A 14,595-nucleotide genomic window follows, 5' to 3' on the forward strand; every position below is an offset into this window, starting at 1 on the left:
GAGACCGCGATGGTCTTCGGCGAGCTGTACCGCAACGGCGCCGAGTGGAAGTTCCGCGCCATCGGCCAGGGCTACGCCTCCGGCCTGCGCGGCATCGCCACCGACTACGGCGTGAACGTCTGACACCACCGATCGAGCCCCGGCCCCGGTGCGGGCGCCGGGGCTCTTTCGCGTCCGAAGCCCCCTATGCAACTTGTTGCATAGCCCGGCGGGCGTCCCCTACTCTTCGGTAACAAATACCCCGGAGACGCACGTACGCAGGAGACGCCGATGACCCCCGAGCCCGGCCCGTACCCGCACCTGCTCAGCCCGCTCGACCTCGGCTTCACCACCCTGCCCAACCGGGTGGTCATGGGCTCGATGCACGTCGGCCTGGAGGAGGCCCCCGGCGGCTACGACCGGATGGCCGCCTTCTACGCCGAGCGCGCCCGCGGCGGCGTCGGCCTGATCGTCACCGGCGGCATCGCCCCCAACGAGGCCGGCCGCCCCTGGGACGGCGGCGCGATGCTCACCACCGAGGAGGAGGCCGAGAAGCACCGCGTCGTCACCGACGCCGTGCACGCCGCCGGCGGGAAGATCGCCCTGCAGATCCTGCACTTCGGCCGCTACGCCTACCACCCGAACCTGGTCGCCCCCAGCGCCCTCCAGGCGCCGATCAGCCCGTTCGTCCCCAACGAGCTCACCGCCGAGCAGGTCGAGCAGACCGTCGAGGACTTCGCCCGCTGCGCCGAACTCGCCCGCCGGGCCGGCTACGACGGCGTCGAGATCATGGGCTCCGAGGGCTACCTGGTCAACGAGTTCGTCGTCGCCGCGACCAACCGCCGCGAGGACGAGTGGGGCGGCCCGTACGAGCGCCGGATGCGCTTCCCGGTCGAGATCGTCCGCCGGGTCCGCGAGCGGGTCGGCGAGGACTTCATCATCGTCTACCGCCTCTCCATGCTCGACCTGGTGCCCGGCGGCTCCACCTTCGACGAGGTGGTGCAGCTCGCCCAGGCCGTCGAGGCCGCCGGCGCGACGATCATCAACACCGGCATCGGCTGGCACGAGGCTCGCATCCCCACCATCGCCACGTCCGTCCCGCGCGGCGCCTTCGCCTGGGTGACCAAGAAGGTGATGGGCAAGGTCGGCATCCCGCTGGTCACCACCAACCGCATCAACACCCCCGAGATCGGGGAGCAGCTGCTCGCGGACGGCTGCGCCGACCTGGTCTCGATGGCCCGCCCGCTGCTCGCCGACGCCGACTTCGTGGCCAAGGCGCGCGAGGGCCGCGCCGACTCCATCAACACCTGCATCGGCTGCAACCAGGCCTGCCTGGACCACACCTTCAGCCTCCAGATCACCTCCTGCCTGGTCAACCCGCGCGCCTGCCACGAGACCGAACTCGTCCTCGCGCCCACCAGGTCGCGCAAGCGCGTCGGGATCGTCGGGGCCGGCCCGGCCGGTCTCGCGTGCGCCGTCTCCGCCGCCGAACGCGGCCACGACGTGACGCTGTTCGACGCCGCCGAGCAGGTCGGCGGGCAGCTGAACATCGCCCGCCGCATCCCCGGCAAGGAGGAGTTCGGCGAGACGCTGCGCTACTACCGCACCCGGCTGGCCGAGTTGACCGTCACCCTGCGGCTCGGCGCCGCCGTCACCGCCGAGCAGCTGGCCGCCGAGGGCTTCGACGAGGTCGTCGTCGCCACCGGCGTCACCCCGCGGACTCCCGTCGACATCCCCGGAATCGACCACCCCAAGGTGCTCGGCTACCTCGACGTGCTGCGCGACGGCGCGCCGGTCGGCGAGCGGGTCGCGATCCTCGGCGCGGGCGGCATCGGCTTCGACGTCGCCGAGTTCCTCACCGACCAGGGCGACGAGGCCAGCCTCAACCCGCCGGTGTTCCAGGCGAAGTGGGGCATCGACGCGGAGTACCGCGAGCGCGGCGGCCTGCGCGCCCCCGAGCGGCCGCGGCCGCCGCGCCAGGTCCACCTGCTGCAGCGCAAGACCAGCAAGGTCGGTGCCGGCCTGGGCAAGACCACCGGCTGGATCCACCGCACCGAGCTGAAGCACCGCGGCGTCACCATGGTCGCGGGCGCGAGCTACGACCTGATCGACGACGCCGGGCTGCACTTCACCGTGGACGGCGAGCGCCAGCTGCTGCCCGTCGACACCGTGGTGCTGTGCACCGGTCAGGAGCCGCGCCGGGACCTGCACGAGGCGCTGGGCGCGCTCGGCGTGACCGCGCACCTGATCGGCGGCGCGGACGTGGCCGCCGAACTGGACGCCAAGCGGGCCATCAAGCAGGGCACCGAACTGGCCGCGGCGCTCTGACGAAATACGGCCGGCGGGGGTCGTTTCCAGGCATGCTGACCTGGGGCGATCCCCGTCCGCGCGCCCTGCCCGGACCCCGGTGGGACACTGGTGAACTGTCCCTGTCCCCACTCTCGACCGGGGGTCGGCATGTCTCGTCGGAGGTCTCTCCACGCCCTCAGCGCCGCAGCCGTCGCCGCGGCGGTCCTCCTGGGCCCGGCCCACGTCGCGGCCGCCGCCCCGCCGCAGGAACTGCCGTCCGCCGACCAGCTGAAGGCGGCCCTGCTCACCGCGAACGACCTCGGCCCGCAGTCCGGCTACACCGAGGTGCCGGCCACCGAGAGCCCCACCCCCGGCGAGACCCCCACCCCGGTCAGCGGCTGCGACGCGCTCAGCGCCCTGCTCAACGCGCACGCCGGGCAGCCCGGCCCGTCCGTCCCGCACGCCGAGGTCGAACTCGACGGCCAGGGCGGCAACCCGATGGTGACCGAGTCCCTGACGGCCGAGGACAACGACCGGATCACCGCCGACTTCGCCAAGGCCGTGGACGCCTTCAAGACCTGCCACACCCTCACCCTCGACGCGGGCACACCCGACGCGGTGACCTTCGACGTCACGCCGATCACCCTCGGCGACCGGCAGGACGCCCCCGCCGTCCGCCTCGACGGCACGGTCGGCGGCGTCCGGCTCAACGCCTACGTCGGCATCGAGCGCTTCGGCACGGTCGGCATGGCCTTCGGCTTCTTCCAGCGCGACGACACCTCCTCGCAGACGGCGTCGATGCAGTACCGCACCGCCGTCGCCAAGGTCGAACGCACCCTCGGCACGACGGCCGGCAGCACCACCCCGCCCACCGCGGCCGCGACGGCGGGCATGGCGGTCTGAGAAGTGGTCCCGGCGGACCGGTTCAGGCCGTCCCGAAGGGGTTGTCGATCACGTACCGCCACCGCCCGTCCGGCCCGCGCCGGGCGACGTCGGTGGCGGTGCCGGCGAGGTGGACGGGGGCGCCGTCCGGCGCGGTGCCGTCGATGCTCCAGTCGACGATCAGCAGCGCGAGGTCGTCGGCGACGTACGTGTGCCGGGGGCGGACGGTGATCGGCAGCCCGAGGCCCTGGAACTCCGCGCTGGCGCGGGCGAGTTCGGGCCCGTACGCGGCCCGGCCCGGGCCGGGGACGAAGACCGCGCCGGGCTCGTAGACGCGGGCGAGGGCGTCCGGGTCGCCGCTGTTGAAGGCGGCGGCGAAGGTGGCCGGGTGTTGTGCCGGGTCGGTGGCGAGGGGGAGGGTGTCGGGGTGAGTCATGGGAGCAGTGAAGCCGGGGCCCGCGTGGGTCACCAAACGGGAAGCGACCGGGCCGGAGGCGACGCCCGTGCCTGGGACGAGGAGTTGGTGCCGGACGGGCACGGCCGCACCGCCCGCCCGGAGCCGGACTGCCCGGTCGAGGTGGCGCTGGCGGCGATCGCCGGGCGCTGGACGACGCTGGTGCTGCGCGAGCTGATGCACGGCCCGGCCTCGTACGGGCAGTTGCGCGAGCGGCTGGCGCGGATCAGCCCGAAGGTGCTCGCCGAGCGGCTACGGGCCCTGGAGGAGCGGGAGTTGGTGGTGCGGGAGCGGCTGGTCGGCTTCCCGGTGCGGACCTCGTACCGGCTGACGCCTACCGGCGAGGCGCTGCGCCCGCTGCTGCTGGAGCTGTACCGGACGGGGTCGGCGCTGGCCGAGCGGTGACGGCCGCTGCTGCTGCTGCCACCGCGCCGCCGCCGCGTCGGCCGGCGAGGCGGCAGCCGAGGCAGTCGGGGTGGCCGTGGCGCCCGGCCGGGTCGGGGGTGCGCCAGTGACGGAGGTGGGGCGGGCGCGGGCCGGTGGGTTTGCCCCGGCCGGCGAGGTGGAGCAGCCAGCTGGCGAGGCCGCCGAGGGCGGTGAGCGCGCCGCCGGCCCAGAGCCCGGCCGCCGAGCCGAGGACGAGGGCGCCGCCGGCGACGGCGAAGCCGAGGACGGCGAGGACGGAGCCGGTCCAGCCCGCGACGGTGTGCCCCATGTCGTGGTCGCCGTGTGTGCTCATGACTGCTCCCGTGGTGTGAGATGGGCAGGTGGAGGTGGACGGCCCGGTCATCGCGGCCGAACCGTTTATCTCACGAGATAAGTTACTTAGATGCTAAGGAGATCCTGGGTGAAGGGCAAGCCGCGCCCCCGGGCCACGCCCGAACAGGCGCTGTACGCGATGGACCGCATGATCGCGCTCGCCCAGTTCGGGCAGCAGGACATCGCCGCCCGGCTCGGGCTCAACGTCACCGACCTCACCTGCCTCGGCTTCGTCATCGAGGCGGCGATCGCCGGGGAGCCGCTGGCCGCCGGCGACCTCGCCGAACGGGCCCAGCTCACCACCGGCGCCGTGACCGGCGTGCTCAACCGCTTGGAGAAGGCCGGCTACGCCCACCGCGAGGCCGACCCGGGCGACCGGCGGCGCGTGCGCGTCGTGATGGCCGAGGACGCGCAGCAGCGGATCCTCCAGGTGTACGGCCCGTTCTACGAGCGGATCGGCGCCCTGTTCGCCGACTACGCGCCGGACGAGATCGCGGTGATCGCCGACTGGTTCACCCGGGCCCGGGCGGTGCTGGACGAGTCCCTGGAGGAGATCAGGGCCACCTCGCCCTGAGTCCTGTCACGACGGCGGCGCAGGAAGTCGGCGGGTCCGACTTCCTGCGCCGTGCTGCCGTCCTCGATCCAGCCCTCCGTCACCTCCGCGGCGACCGCGCGCAGTTCCGGCTCGGTGTCGGCGACTTCGGCCGTCACGGCGCCGACCGGGTACATGGTGGCCCGGCCGCGTGATGCCCCCCGACCCCGGCCACCGCCTCGCCCGCCGCCTCGACAGTGCCTAGCGATCACCCTGGCGCAGGAGGTCGACGAGGCCGGTGAGGTCCTCGTCGGGGGAGCCGGTGGCGAGGCGGCGCTGCATCAGGTGGAAGAGGGGGGTGAGGAGTTCGGGGCTGACGCCCTGCTCCTGGGCGGTGCCGAGGAGGGTGTGGCGGCCGGCGGCCTGCATGGCGAGGTTGGAGACGACGCCGGTGGTGTAGTCGCCGCTCTCCAGGCGGCGGGCGGTGTCGGGGACGGCGGCGGTCATGGTGGTGAGCCAGTCGGTGATGAGGGGGGCCAGGTCGGTGGGGGCGACGGTTTCGTCGCGGATCAGGGCGAAGGCGTGGGTGAGGCCGGCGAACATGCCGTACATGGCGCTGAGCAGGGCCACGTCGTGCAGGGCCGCGTGGCCGGCGTCCTCGCCGACGTAGCGGGTGTCGGCGGGGGCGGCGAGGGTGGTGCGGTGCTCGTCGAAGAGGGCGGCCGAGCCGCTGTAGAAGACGTACGGGCCGGCGGCCGGGACGCCGATCATCGGGGGGACGGCCATGATGCCGCCGTCCAGGTAGCGGGCGCCGCGCTCGGCGGCCCAGGCGGCGCGGGAGCGGGCCTGGGCGGGGGTGCCGGTGACCAGGTTGACCACGTCCTTGCCGGTCAACTCCGCGTCGGCCAGGGCCTGTTCGACGGAGGCGTCGTCGAGCAGACAGACCACCACCAGCCGGTTCGCCGCGACGGCCTCGGCGGCGGTGGCGGCGACGGTGGCGCCCTCGGCGGCGAGCGCTTCGGCGCGGGCGGCGGTGCGGTTCCAGACGGTGAGCGGGTGTCCGGCGGCGAGCCAGGCACGGCCGAGGGCGGCGCCCATGGCGCCGAGGCCGAGCAGGGTGACGGGGGTCTTGGCCGGAGTCTCAACGGGGTTGTGCGTCATGCGAACCAGCCTCCGTTGCGCGCCGGTCGGTGATCAAGTACGCACTTTTCGGTGGGGTGGTCACCCGGGGGTGAGTGACCAGGTCAACCGCGTGCGGGCCCGGGCTACCGGGTGCGGGTGGGCCGCAGGAGGACGGCGATCAGCACGCCGAGGGCCAGGCCGACCGCCGCGAGGCCCCACAGGACGGAGTGGAACGCCGCGTCGTAGGCGTGCGCGAGGAAGGCCGTGAAGCCCTCGGGGTCGGTGGCGCCGGACAGGTGGGCGGCGCCGTCGAGGTCGCCGCCGGCGGCGCGGTCGGTGACGGGGCCGGCGAGCGGGGCGGCGGCGCCCGGCTGGGTGCCGATGCCGTCGCGGATGCGGGCGCCGAGGACGGTGGCGAGCGCGGAGCCGTACGCGGCGACGGCGACGGCCTCGCTGCCGAGGCGCAGGGTGTTGAGGAACCCGGCCGCCATGCCCGCCTTGGCCGGGTCGACCAGGGCCAGCGCCTGGCCGTCGACCAGCCCGGCGGACAGGCCCATGCCGGCGCCGGTGACGAGCATCGGCGCGGCCAGCGCCAGCACGGTGACGGACGGCGAGAGCAGTGTCAGGGCGAGGTCCCCGACGACGAGGCAGGCCAGGCTGAGCACGATCAGGGCGAGCGCCGAGACGCCCCGGGCGACCAGCTTGACGGCGAGCAGCGGGCAGACCAGCACCGGCGCGGTGAGCAGCAGCATGAGCAGCCCGGCCGAGCCGGTGTCGCGGCCGGTGACGGCGGTGAGGTAGCTCGGCAGGTAGGTGAGCAGGGTGACGAAGCCGAAGGAGGCGGCGACGGGGACGAGGCACAGGCCGAGGAAGCGGCGGTCGCGCAGCACGCTCAGGTCGAGCAGCGGGTGGGCGCTGCGCCGTTCGACGGCGGTGAACAGGGCGAGCGCGAGGGTCGTGCCGGCCAGCAGACCGAGCACCCCGGTGCTGCCCCAACCCCACTGGGAGCCCTGGACGATGGCGGTGGTGAGCAGCACCATGGCGAGGACGAACAGGGCGCTGCCGGGGAGGTCGATCCGCCCGCCGCCGCCCGAACCGGCGGGCACCGTACGGGAGATGGCCGGCACGGCGAGCAGGACGGCGGCGAGGGCGGCGGCGTGCGCGGCGAACACCCAGCGCCAGCCGAGGGTTTGGACGAGCGCGCCGCCGAGGGAGGGGCCGAGGGCGACGCCGAGGCCCGCGACGGTGCCGAACAGGGCGAAGGCCCGGGCGCGGGCGGGGCCGGCGAAGGCGGTGGAGAGGATGGCGGCGCCGCAGGAGAAGATCGCGGCGCCGCCGATGCCGGTGAGGGCGCGGGCGGCGTCGAGCCAGCGGACGTCGGTGGCGGCGGCGCTGGCGAGCGAGCCGGCGGCGTAGAGGGCGACGCCGGCGGCGAAGGCCCTGACCCGGCCGACGACGTCGGCGACGGAGCCCCAGACGAGGGTGAAGCAGGCGAAGGCGACGTTGAAGGCGTTGACGACCCACTGCAGCGGCGCGAGCCCGGCGTGGGTGTCGGCGCCGATGTCGGGGAGGGCGACGGCGGTGCCGGAGATGGACATGGGGACGACGAACACCGCGAGCAGGACGGCCGCGAGGGTGAGGGTCCGGCCGGGCGCCGGTTCGTCGACGGCGGTGGGCGGCGGCGTGGTCTGTGTGCTCATGCGGCGGGGCTCCAGGCAGGCTCGACCGGGCCGCGCGCGGCGGCCAGGTAAGGATCTGATCGAACCTTAAGGTGGCATGACCTTCAGGTTCGACGCAAGCCGTACCTGAGAAATGTTCGGACGGCCTCAGCGCGGCTCGTGCGTGGCGTCGCGCACGAGCGCGCGCGCCTGCCCGGCCGTCAGCGGGTGGGCGAAGAGGTAGCCCTGCCCGAGCGGGCAGCCCATGGCGGCGAGCAGGTCGCGCTGCTCGGGCTGCTCGATGCCCTCGGCGATGACGCTGACGCCCAGGGTTTCGGCGATCCGGGTGATGCCCTCGACCAGCGCGTGCTGCTGCGGGGAGTGGCCGAGCCCGTCGATGAAGGACTTGTCGATCTTGAGGATGGAGATCGGGAACTCCCGCAGGTAGGACAGCGAGGAGTAGCCGGTGCCGAAGTCGTCGATGGCGATGCCGACGCCCAGGCCGTCCAGGGTCGCCATGTCGTCGTTGATCCGGTCGTCGCGGCGCATCAGCACGGACTCGGTCAGCTCCAGGACCAGCGAGCACGGCGGCAGGCCGGAGGTGCCGAGGGCGTGCCGCACCACGTCGACGAAGCCCGGGTCGCGGAACTGGCGGGCCGAGACGTTGACGTTGACCCGCAGCGGCGCCCGGCCGGCGGCCGCCCGCACGGCCGAACTCACCGCGTGCCAGCCGGCCGCCTCCTGGGTGGCCCGCTCCAGCACCCAGGCGCCGAGCGGCACGATCTGGCCGCTCTCCTCGGCGAGCGCGATGAACTCGTCGGGCAGCACCATGCCGCGCCGGTCGTGCGGCCAGCGCACCAGCGCCTCGAAGGAGACCAGGTCGCCCGTGTGCAGGTCGACGATCGGCTGGTAGTACAGCTGGAAGGCCGATTCGGCGATCGCCACGTCCAGGTGCTCGTTCAGCTCGTGCCGCTCCACCAGCCCCGCCTGCAGGGCGGGCCGGTAGTGGCGCCACTGGCGGCGCCCGGCCGCCTTCGCCGCGTACAGCGCCAGGTCGGCGTGGGTGAGCAGCTCGGCCGCGTCCACGCTGTCCTCGGTGGTCGCCACCCCGATGCTCGCCCCCACCCGGACGGCGCCCGCGCGCAGCCGGAACGGCTCGGCGAACACCCCGAGCACCACGTCCGCGATCGCGTCCACGTCGCCGGGCGCCAGCGCGTCCTCCACCAGCACCGCGAACTCGTCGCCGCCGAGCCGGGCCGCCGTGTCCGAGCTGCGCAGCGCCGTCGAGATCCGCAGCGACACCGCCACCAGCAGCTCGTCGCCGACCGCGTGCCCCTGGGTGTCGTTGACCATCTTGAAGTCGTCCAGGTCGATGAACAGCACCCCGGTGACGGCCCCGCTGCGCTCCCCGCGCGACAGCGCGTGGCCGACCCGGTCGGCGAACAGCACCCGGTTGGCCAGACCGGTCAGCGAGTCGTGGAAGGCCCGGTGGGTCAGCTCGCGCTCCATCCGACGCTGCTCGGTCACGTCGCGCAGGGTGAGCACCAGGCCGGCGACGGTCGGGTCGGCGCGCAGGTCGGTGTGCCGGACCTCGGCCTCGATCGGGGTGCGGTCCTGGCGCAGCAGCCGCCAGTGCTCGCGCGGCTGCTCACTGCGGCTGCCGGGCTGCGGGTCGTCCGGCCCGCGCATCCGGGAGAGCGCCTTGCCGACCTCCCGGCTGTCCTCCGGCGGGACGAGCTCGGTGAAGCGCCGCCCGTCCAGGCTCGGGTAGCCGAGCACCTGCTCGGCGGAGGAGGAGGCGTAGCGCACGCCGTCGTCCTCGTCGAGGATCAGGATGACGTCGCTCGCGTTCTGCACCAGGGTGCGGAAGTACAGCTCGCTGTTGCGGCGGGTCACCTCCCGGCTCAGCACCACCCGCTCGACGGCCAGCGCGGCCTGCGCGGCCAGGATCTCCAGCGAGCCCCACAGGCTGGTCAGCTCCTGCTCGGTGCCGGTGACGACCAGCGCGCCGATCAGCGGATCGCCGGACGGGCGCTCGGCCAGGGTGAGCGGGCTCAGCAGGGCGGCGGGCATGCCGCCGAGGCGGGCGGCCAGGGCGCCGGGCAGCCCGGCGGTGGGCAGCAGCCGGGTCTCCCGGTCGGCGGCCAGCGCCAGCAGCTCGGCGTCGACCGGCGTGTCGGGGCCGGTGGCGGACTCGGCCCGGGAGACCGCCAGCACGGCGGCGTGCCCCGACTCGGCGGGCATCAGCGTGGCCGCGGCCGCCTGCACCGCCGCCGCGACCTCCTCCACCGCGACGGCCGCGGTCAGCCGGGCGCCCGCCTCGCGCAGCGTCCGCTCCCGGGCGACGGCCTGCCGCCGGGCCGCGACCACGACCGCCAGCCGGGCCAGCACCAGCAGGTACAGCACCGCCGAGAAGGCGCCGATCACGCCCGCGTTGGTGGTGTTCCCGTCCAGCGACTCGACGATCAGGATCGCCGGGGCGATCAGCGCGGCCAGCGTGAGCAGGGTGAACCGGGCCGGGCCGAGGTCCGGCTGCTGGGTGGGCACCGGCCGGGTCAGCTCGACCATCGACGGGTGCAGCGCCGCCGCGCCCCACGCGGTGTAGAACGCCGCCCAGCCCAGCTCCACCGGGGTGCCGATGTGCCAGGTGCCGTGCAGCTGGATCAGCCCGTACAGCACGTCCGAGGTCAGGATGCCCAGGGTGCCCACGGCGAGCAGCTGCAGCGAGCGGGAGCTGCCGCCGCGCGGGGTGATCAGCCGCAGCAGCAGGGCGAGGACCAGGATGTCGCCGAGCGGGTAGGCGATCGAGACGGCCTTCTGCAGCCAGGACAGGTCCGGGTTCCGGGCGTACGGCAGGATCAGGTAGATCCACGACAGCAGGGCGAGGCCGATGGTGGGGATCAGCGCGTCCAGCAGCCCGGCGTGGTCCTGACGGGCCGTCCGCCACCGGATGAAGCCGAGCGCGCCGGCCGCGTACAGCACGAACTCGGCCAGGTAGAAGCCGTCCGCGACGGACGGGAACGGGTTGGGCCGGTGCAGGATGTCCAACTGGACGGCCTGCACCACCTCGCCCGCCGTGAAGCTCAGGTTGGCCAGCGCCAGCAGGTACCAGCAGGACGCGTGCGCCGGGCGGTTGAGCCGCACGCCCAGCACGATCGCGGCGACGCCGCCGAGGCCGATGCCCGTCCACCAGATGATGCGCTGCGCCGGGTCGAGGTAGTAGATGCCGGTGAACACCACCATCCAGAGGAGGTAGCAGGTCATCAGTCGCTGTCGCCGACGGGTCAACGAGGCTACCTCCTCCGCGACTTCACCCGGCCGCTCGGGTCGGGGAGGACGGGCGGGGGCGGGTCGGGCCGGCACCGGCCCAGCGGCGCCCGGCGGGTCGACGGGTCGACGGCCGGGCGTGCTCCGGTGCCCTGTGGTGCGCACCGCGCGTCCGTCACCGACAGGGCCACGCCCGGATCCCCGTGGGGCCGTTCGCGTGTCGTCGGTGCGGCGCGAGTGCGTATAGTCGGAAATGTCGCATCTCCCAGCATTCTGCCGCCACAGCACGAGGTCAAGCCGGTGGACGACGCAGCAGACAGCGCACGGGGCGCGGACAAGGATGCGCGGACCGCCCGTCACGCCGTGGTCCGCGACGGCCACGGTCGGTGCGCGCTCTGGCCCGGCGACCTGGCCGTCCCGGACGGCTGGCGGGCGGTGTACGGCCCCGCCGGGCGCGAGGACTGCCGGGCCTGGGTCGAGCGCGAATGGCGGCCCGTCGACCTGGGCTTCCCCGGCGACCCGGACCGGACGACGGACCGAGGGGACGGCGGGGACGGCGGGGACACCGTGCCCGGACTCTTCCGCGCCCGGGCCGCGCGCGAGCCGGAGGCGACCGCCGTCCACGCCGAGGACGGCACCCTCAGCTACCGCGAACTCGACCGGCGCAGCGAGCGATTGGCGGCCGCGCTGCGCGCCCGCGGGGTCGGCCCCGAGCAGGTGGTGCCGGTCTGCCTGGAACGCGGCACCGGCCTGCTGGTCGCCTGGCTGGCGGTGCTCCGCGCCGGCGGCGCGCTGCTGCCCCTGGACCCGGCGAGCCCCGCGCGGCGGCTGGCCGCACTGGTCGAGGACTGCGGGGCGCGGGTCGCGGTCACCGAGGGCCCCGGGCTGCCGGGCGTCGACCACCTGACGGTGGACACCGACGGCCCGGAGGTGCCCGTCGAGCCGCCGGGCCCCGACGACCTCGCCTACCTGATCTACACCTCCGGCACCACCGGCCGCCCCAAGGGCGTGCCCGTCACCCACCGCGCCCTGCTGTTCACCCTGCAACGGGTGATCCGCGCCTACCGGCTCGCCCCCGGCGAACGCGTCCTGCACCTCGCCGCACTCGGCTTCGACACCGCCCTGGAACAGGCCCTCGCCCCGCTGCTCGCCGGCGCCACCGTCACCCTCGGCGGCGCCCCCGCCTGGGCGCCCACCGAACTCGCCGACCGGCTGCGCACCGACCGCCTCGCCGTCGCCGACCTCACCCCCGCCTACTGGCACCAGCTGCTGCACCTGCTGCCGCCCGCCGGGCCCGCCCCGAACGGCCTGCGGCTGCTCGTCGTCGGCGGGGACACCGTGCACGCCGACGACTGCCGCACCTGCCTGGCCCGGCTGCCCGGCGTCCGCCTGCTCAACGCCTACGGCGTCACCGAGGCGGCCGTCACCTCCACCCTCTGCGAGCTCACCCCCGCCCTGCTCGACGCCCCCGGCGGCGCGGCCGGCCCCGCCGCGCCCGTGCCGATCGGCCGCCCGCTGCCCGGCGTGCGCGTGCACGTCCTGGACGCCCGGCTCAACCCCGTCCGGCCCGGCGAGAAGGGCGAGATCCACCTCGCCGGGCCCGGCCTCGCCCGCGGCTACTGGCGCAGCCCCGCCCTCACCGCCGAATCCTTCCTGCCCGACCCGTACGCGCCGACCCCCGGCGAGCGGATGTACCGCACCGGCGACGCCGGACGCTGGCGCCCGGACGGCGAACTGGAGATCCTCGGCCGCTTCGACGACCAGGTGAAGATCCGCGGCCACCGCGTCGACCCCGCCGAGATCGAAGCCGTCCTCGCCGCCCACCCCGACGTCCGCCAGGCCCGGATCGCCGCGGACGGCACCGGCCCGGACGGCACCCGCACCCTCACCGCCTACTACACGCCGCGCGGCCCCCGCGACGGCGAGCGGCCGCGCACCCGCCCCGAGGAGCTGCGCACCCACCTCGCCGAACGGCTGCCCGCGCACCTCGTCCCGGCGGCGTTCGTGCCCCTGGAGGCGATGCCGCTCACCGCGGCGGGCAAGATCGACCGGCGACGGCTGCCGCAGGCCGCGACCGCCCGGGGCACGGCCGCCCCGGACGCCGCCGCCCCGGACGACGCCGCCCCGGACACGGCCGCCCCGCGCGAGCCCCGGGCACCCGCCCGCGGGACGGAGGCCACCCTCGGCCAGCTCTGGGCCGACCTCCTCGGCACCGAACGCGTCGGCCCCGACGAGGACTTCTTCGCCCTCGGCGGCACCTCGCTGCTCGCCATGGAGATGCTCGCCCGCGCCCGCACCGTCTTCGGCCTCGACGTCGGCCACGTCCGCACCCTCACCCGCGCCCTGCTGCGCGCCCCCACCCTGCGCGCCTTCGCCACCGCCCTGCGGGCCGCCCGCGAAGGACACGACGGCGGCGAGGGCGCCGTCGACTGGGCCACCGAGGCCCGACTCGCCACGCCCGTACGGCAGTCCTGGAGCCCCCCGCCCAGCCGCGCCGAACCCGCCGAGATCCTGCTCACCGGCGCCACCGGCTTCTGCGGCGCCCACCTGCTGCACACCCTGCTCGCCACCACCCGGGCCCGCGTCCACTGCCTCGTCCGCGCCCCCGACGAGGAACACGCCCTGGAACGGCTGCGCGCCGCCCACCAGCGCTTCCTGCGCCACGACCTCGCCGACCCCCGGGTGGTGCCGCTGGTCGGCGACCTCACCCGGCCCTCGCTCGGACTGACTGACCGTCAGTTCGACTGGCTGGCCGACCACCTGGACGCCGTCCACCACCTCGGCGGGCAGGTCAACTTCCTCTACCCGTACCACCAGCTGCGCGCCGCCAACGTCGCCGGCACCCGGGAGGTCGTCCGGCTCGCCGGACACCGCCGGGGCGTCCCCGTGCACTACCTCTCCACCCTCGCCGTCCTCGCCGGCTTCGGCGCCGCCGGCATCGGCGAGGTCGGCGAACGCACCCCGCTCGCCCACCCCGACCGGCTCGGCGTCGGCTACGTCGAGAGCAAGTGGGTCGCCGAACGGCTGCTGCACCAGGCGGCGGCCGCCGGACTGCCGGTCACCGTCCTGCGCACCAACGACGTCACCGGCGACAGCGCCACCGGCGCCATGAACACCGGCACCGAACTCTGCGCGCTGATCGCCTACTTCGCCGACAGCGGCAGCTACCCCGACGTCCGGCTGCCGCTCGACTTCGTCCCCGCCGACCGCTTCGCCGAGGCCGTCGCCCACATCGCCGCACACGCCCCCGCCGACGGCGAGGTCTACCACCTCACCTCCCCGGAACCGGCCGACCTCGCCGACCTCGCCGACCGGCTCCGCGCCCGCGGCCACCGGATCGAGCGCCTCCCGTACGACGAGTGGGTGCGACGGCTGATCCGCTACGCCGCCGGGCACCCCACCCACCCGATCGCGCCGTTCGTCCCGCTCTTCGTCGACCGCGCGCCGGGGAGCGAACTCACCATCAGCGAGCTGTACTTCAGGCCGACCTTCCCGACCTTCGACCGGGAGAACACCGAGACGGCGCTGACCGGCAGCGGCATCGAGCTGCCCGCCGTCGACGCCGCCCTGCTCGACCACTACCTGGACCGGCTGGCGGCGGACGGGTTCCTCGGAGCGCCGGGATGAGCGGGGGCGCCGGGGCGGGCGGGGGC

11 protein-coding genes are annotated in these 14,595 nt (G+C 75.0%); 6 read left to right on the top strand and 5 right to left on the bottom strand.

From position 1 onward, the window contains the following. The 3 genes from VM95_RS35255 to VM95_RS35265 form a co-directional block, all read left to right on the top strand. Positions 1-123 (top strand): TerD family protein (locus tag VM95_RS35255; RefSeq protein ID WP_045704861.1); only part of this gene is annotated, 123 nt, incomplete at its 5' end. 147 nt (positions 124-270) lie between these two features. Further along, on the top strand, positions 271-2,307 hold the full coding sequence (locus VM95_RS35260) for an NADPH-dependent 2,4-dienoyl-CoA reductase (RefSeq protein ID WP_045704863.1): 2,037 nt from the start codon (positions 271-273) through the stop codon (positions 2,305-2,307). 129 nt (positions 2,308-2,436) lie between these two features. Next, positions 2,437-3,171, top strand: coding sequence for a hypothetical protein (locus VM95_RS35265; RefSeq protein ID WP_045704866.1), 735 nt, complete (start codon positions 2,437-2,439; stop codon positions 3,169-3,171). Positions 3,172-3,193: 22 nt separating this feature from the next. Here the strand turns inward: VM95_RS35265 and VM95_RS35270 are convergent, their stop codons facing one another. Then, the gene (locus VM95_RS35270) at positions 3,194-3,586 is read right to left on the bottom strand and encodes a YybH family protein (RefSeq protein ID WP_045704868.1); all 393 of its coding nucleotides are present in this window, start codon (positions 3,584-3,586) and stop codon (positions 3,194-3,196) included. Between the two features lie 24 nt (positions 3,587-3,610). On the opposite strand from VM95_RS35270, the gene VM95_RS43880 reads away from it, so the two are divergent. Beyond that, a complete protein-coding gene (locus tag VM95_RS43880; protein ID WP_045704870.1) occupies positions 3,611-4,009 on the top strand; it encodes a winged helix-turn-helix transcriptional regulator in 399 nt (132 codons plus the stop codon). On the opposite strand, the gene VM95_RS40940 is transcribed toward VM95_RS43880, so the two are convergent. Beyond that, positions 3,939-4,343 (bottom strand): HGxxPAAW family protein, encoded by a 405-nt coding sequence (locus VM95_RS40940; protein WP_078861043.1) that lies wholly within the window; start codon positions 4,341-4,343, stop codon positions 3,939-3,941. The two genes, VM95_RS43880 and VM95_RS40940, sit on opposite strands and share 71 nt — an antisense overlap. Positions 4,344-4,451: 108 nt before the next feature. On the opposite strand from VM95_RS40940, the gene VM95_RS35285 reads away from it, so the two are divergent. Further along, complete coding sequence (locus VM95_RS35285) at positions 4,452-4,937, top strand: MarR family transcriptional regulator (protein ID WP_045704874.1); 486 nt, start codon at positions 4,452-4,454, stop codon at positions 4,935-4,937. Between the two features lie 219 nt (positions 4,938-5,156). On the opposite strand, the gene VM95_RS35290 is transcribed toward VM95_RS35285, so the two are convergent. The 3 genes from VM95_RS35290 to VM95_RS44910 all read right to left on the bottom strand — a co-directional run bounded on the left by VM95_RS35290 (position 5,157) and on the right by VM95_RS44910 (position 10,963). After that, the gene (locus VM95_RS35290) at positions 5,157-6,056 is read right to left on the bottom strand and encodes an NAD(P)-dependent oxidoreductase (RefSeq protein ID WP_045704876.1); all 900 of its coding nucleotides are present in this window, start codon (positions 6,054-6,056) and stop codon (positions 5,157-5,159) included. Between the two features lie 104 nt (positions 6,057-6,160). Next, positions 6,161-7,717 (bottom strand): MFS transporter, encoded by a 1,557-nt coding sequence (locus VM95_RS35295; RefSeq protein ID WP_045704879.1) that lies wholly within the window; start codon positions 7,715-7,717, stop codon positions 6,161-6,163. A gap of 126 nt (positions 7,718-7,843) precedes the next feature. After that, positions 7,844-10,963 carry a putative bifunctional diguanylate cyclase/phosphodiesterase gene (locus VM95_RS44910; RefSeq protein ID WP_063773611.1) on the bottom strand — a complete coding sequence of 1,040 codons (3,120 nt, stop codon included), beginning with the start codon at positions 10,961-10,963 and terminating at the stop codon, positions 7,844-7,846. Between the two features lie 279 nt (positions 10,964-11,242). Here VM95_RS44910 and VM95_RS35305 point away from each other — a divergent pair, with 279 nt between their 5' ends. Then, complete coding sequence (locus tag VM95_RS35305) at positions 11,243-14,569, top strand: amino acid adenylation domain-containing protein (protein ID WP_167352991.1); 3,327 nt, start codon at positions 11,243-11,245, stop codon at positions 14,567-14,569. The last annotated feature ends 26 nt before the right edge of the window (positions 14,570-14,595 follow it).

Origin of the sequence: Streptomyces rubellomurinus (genome assembly GCF_000961885.1) — a bacterium.
GTDB lineage: Bacteria > Actinomycetota > Actinomycetes > Streptomycetales > Streptomycetaceae > Kitasatospora > Kitasatospora rubellomurina.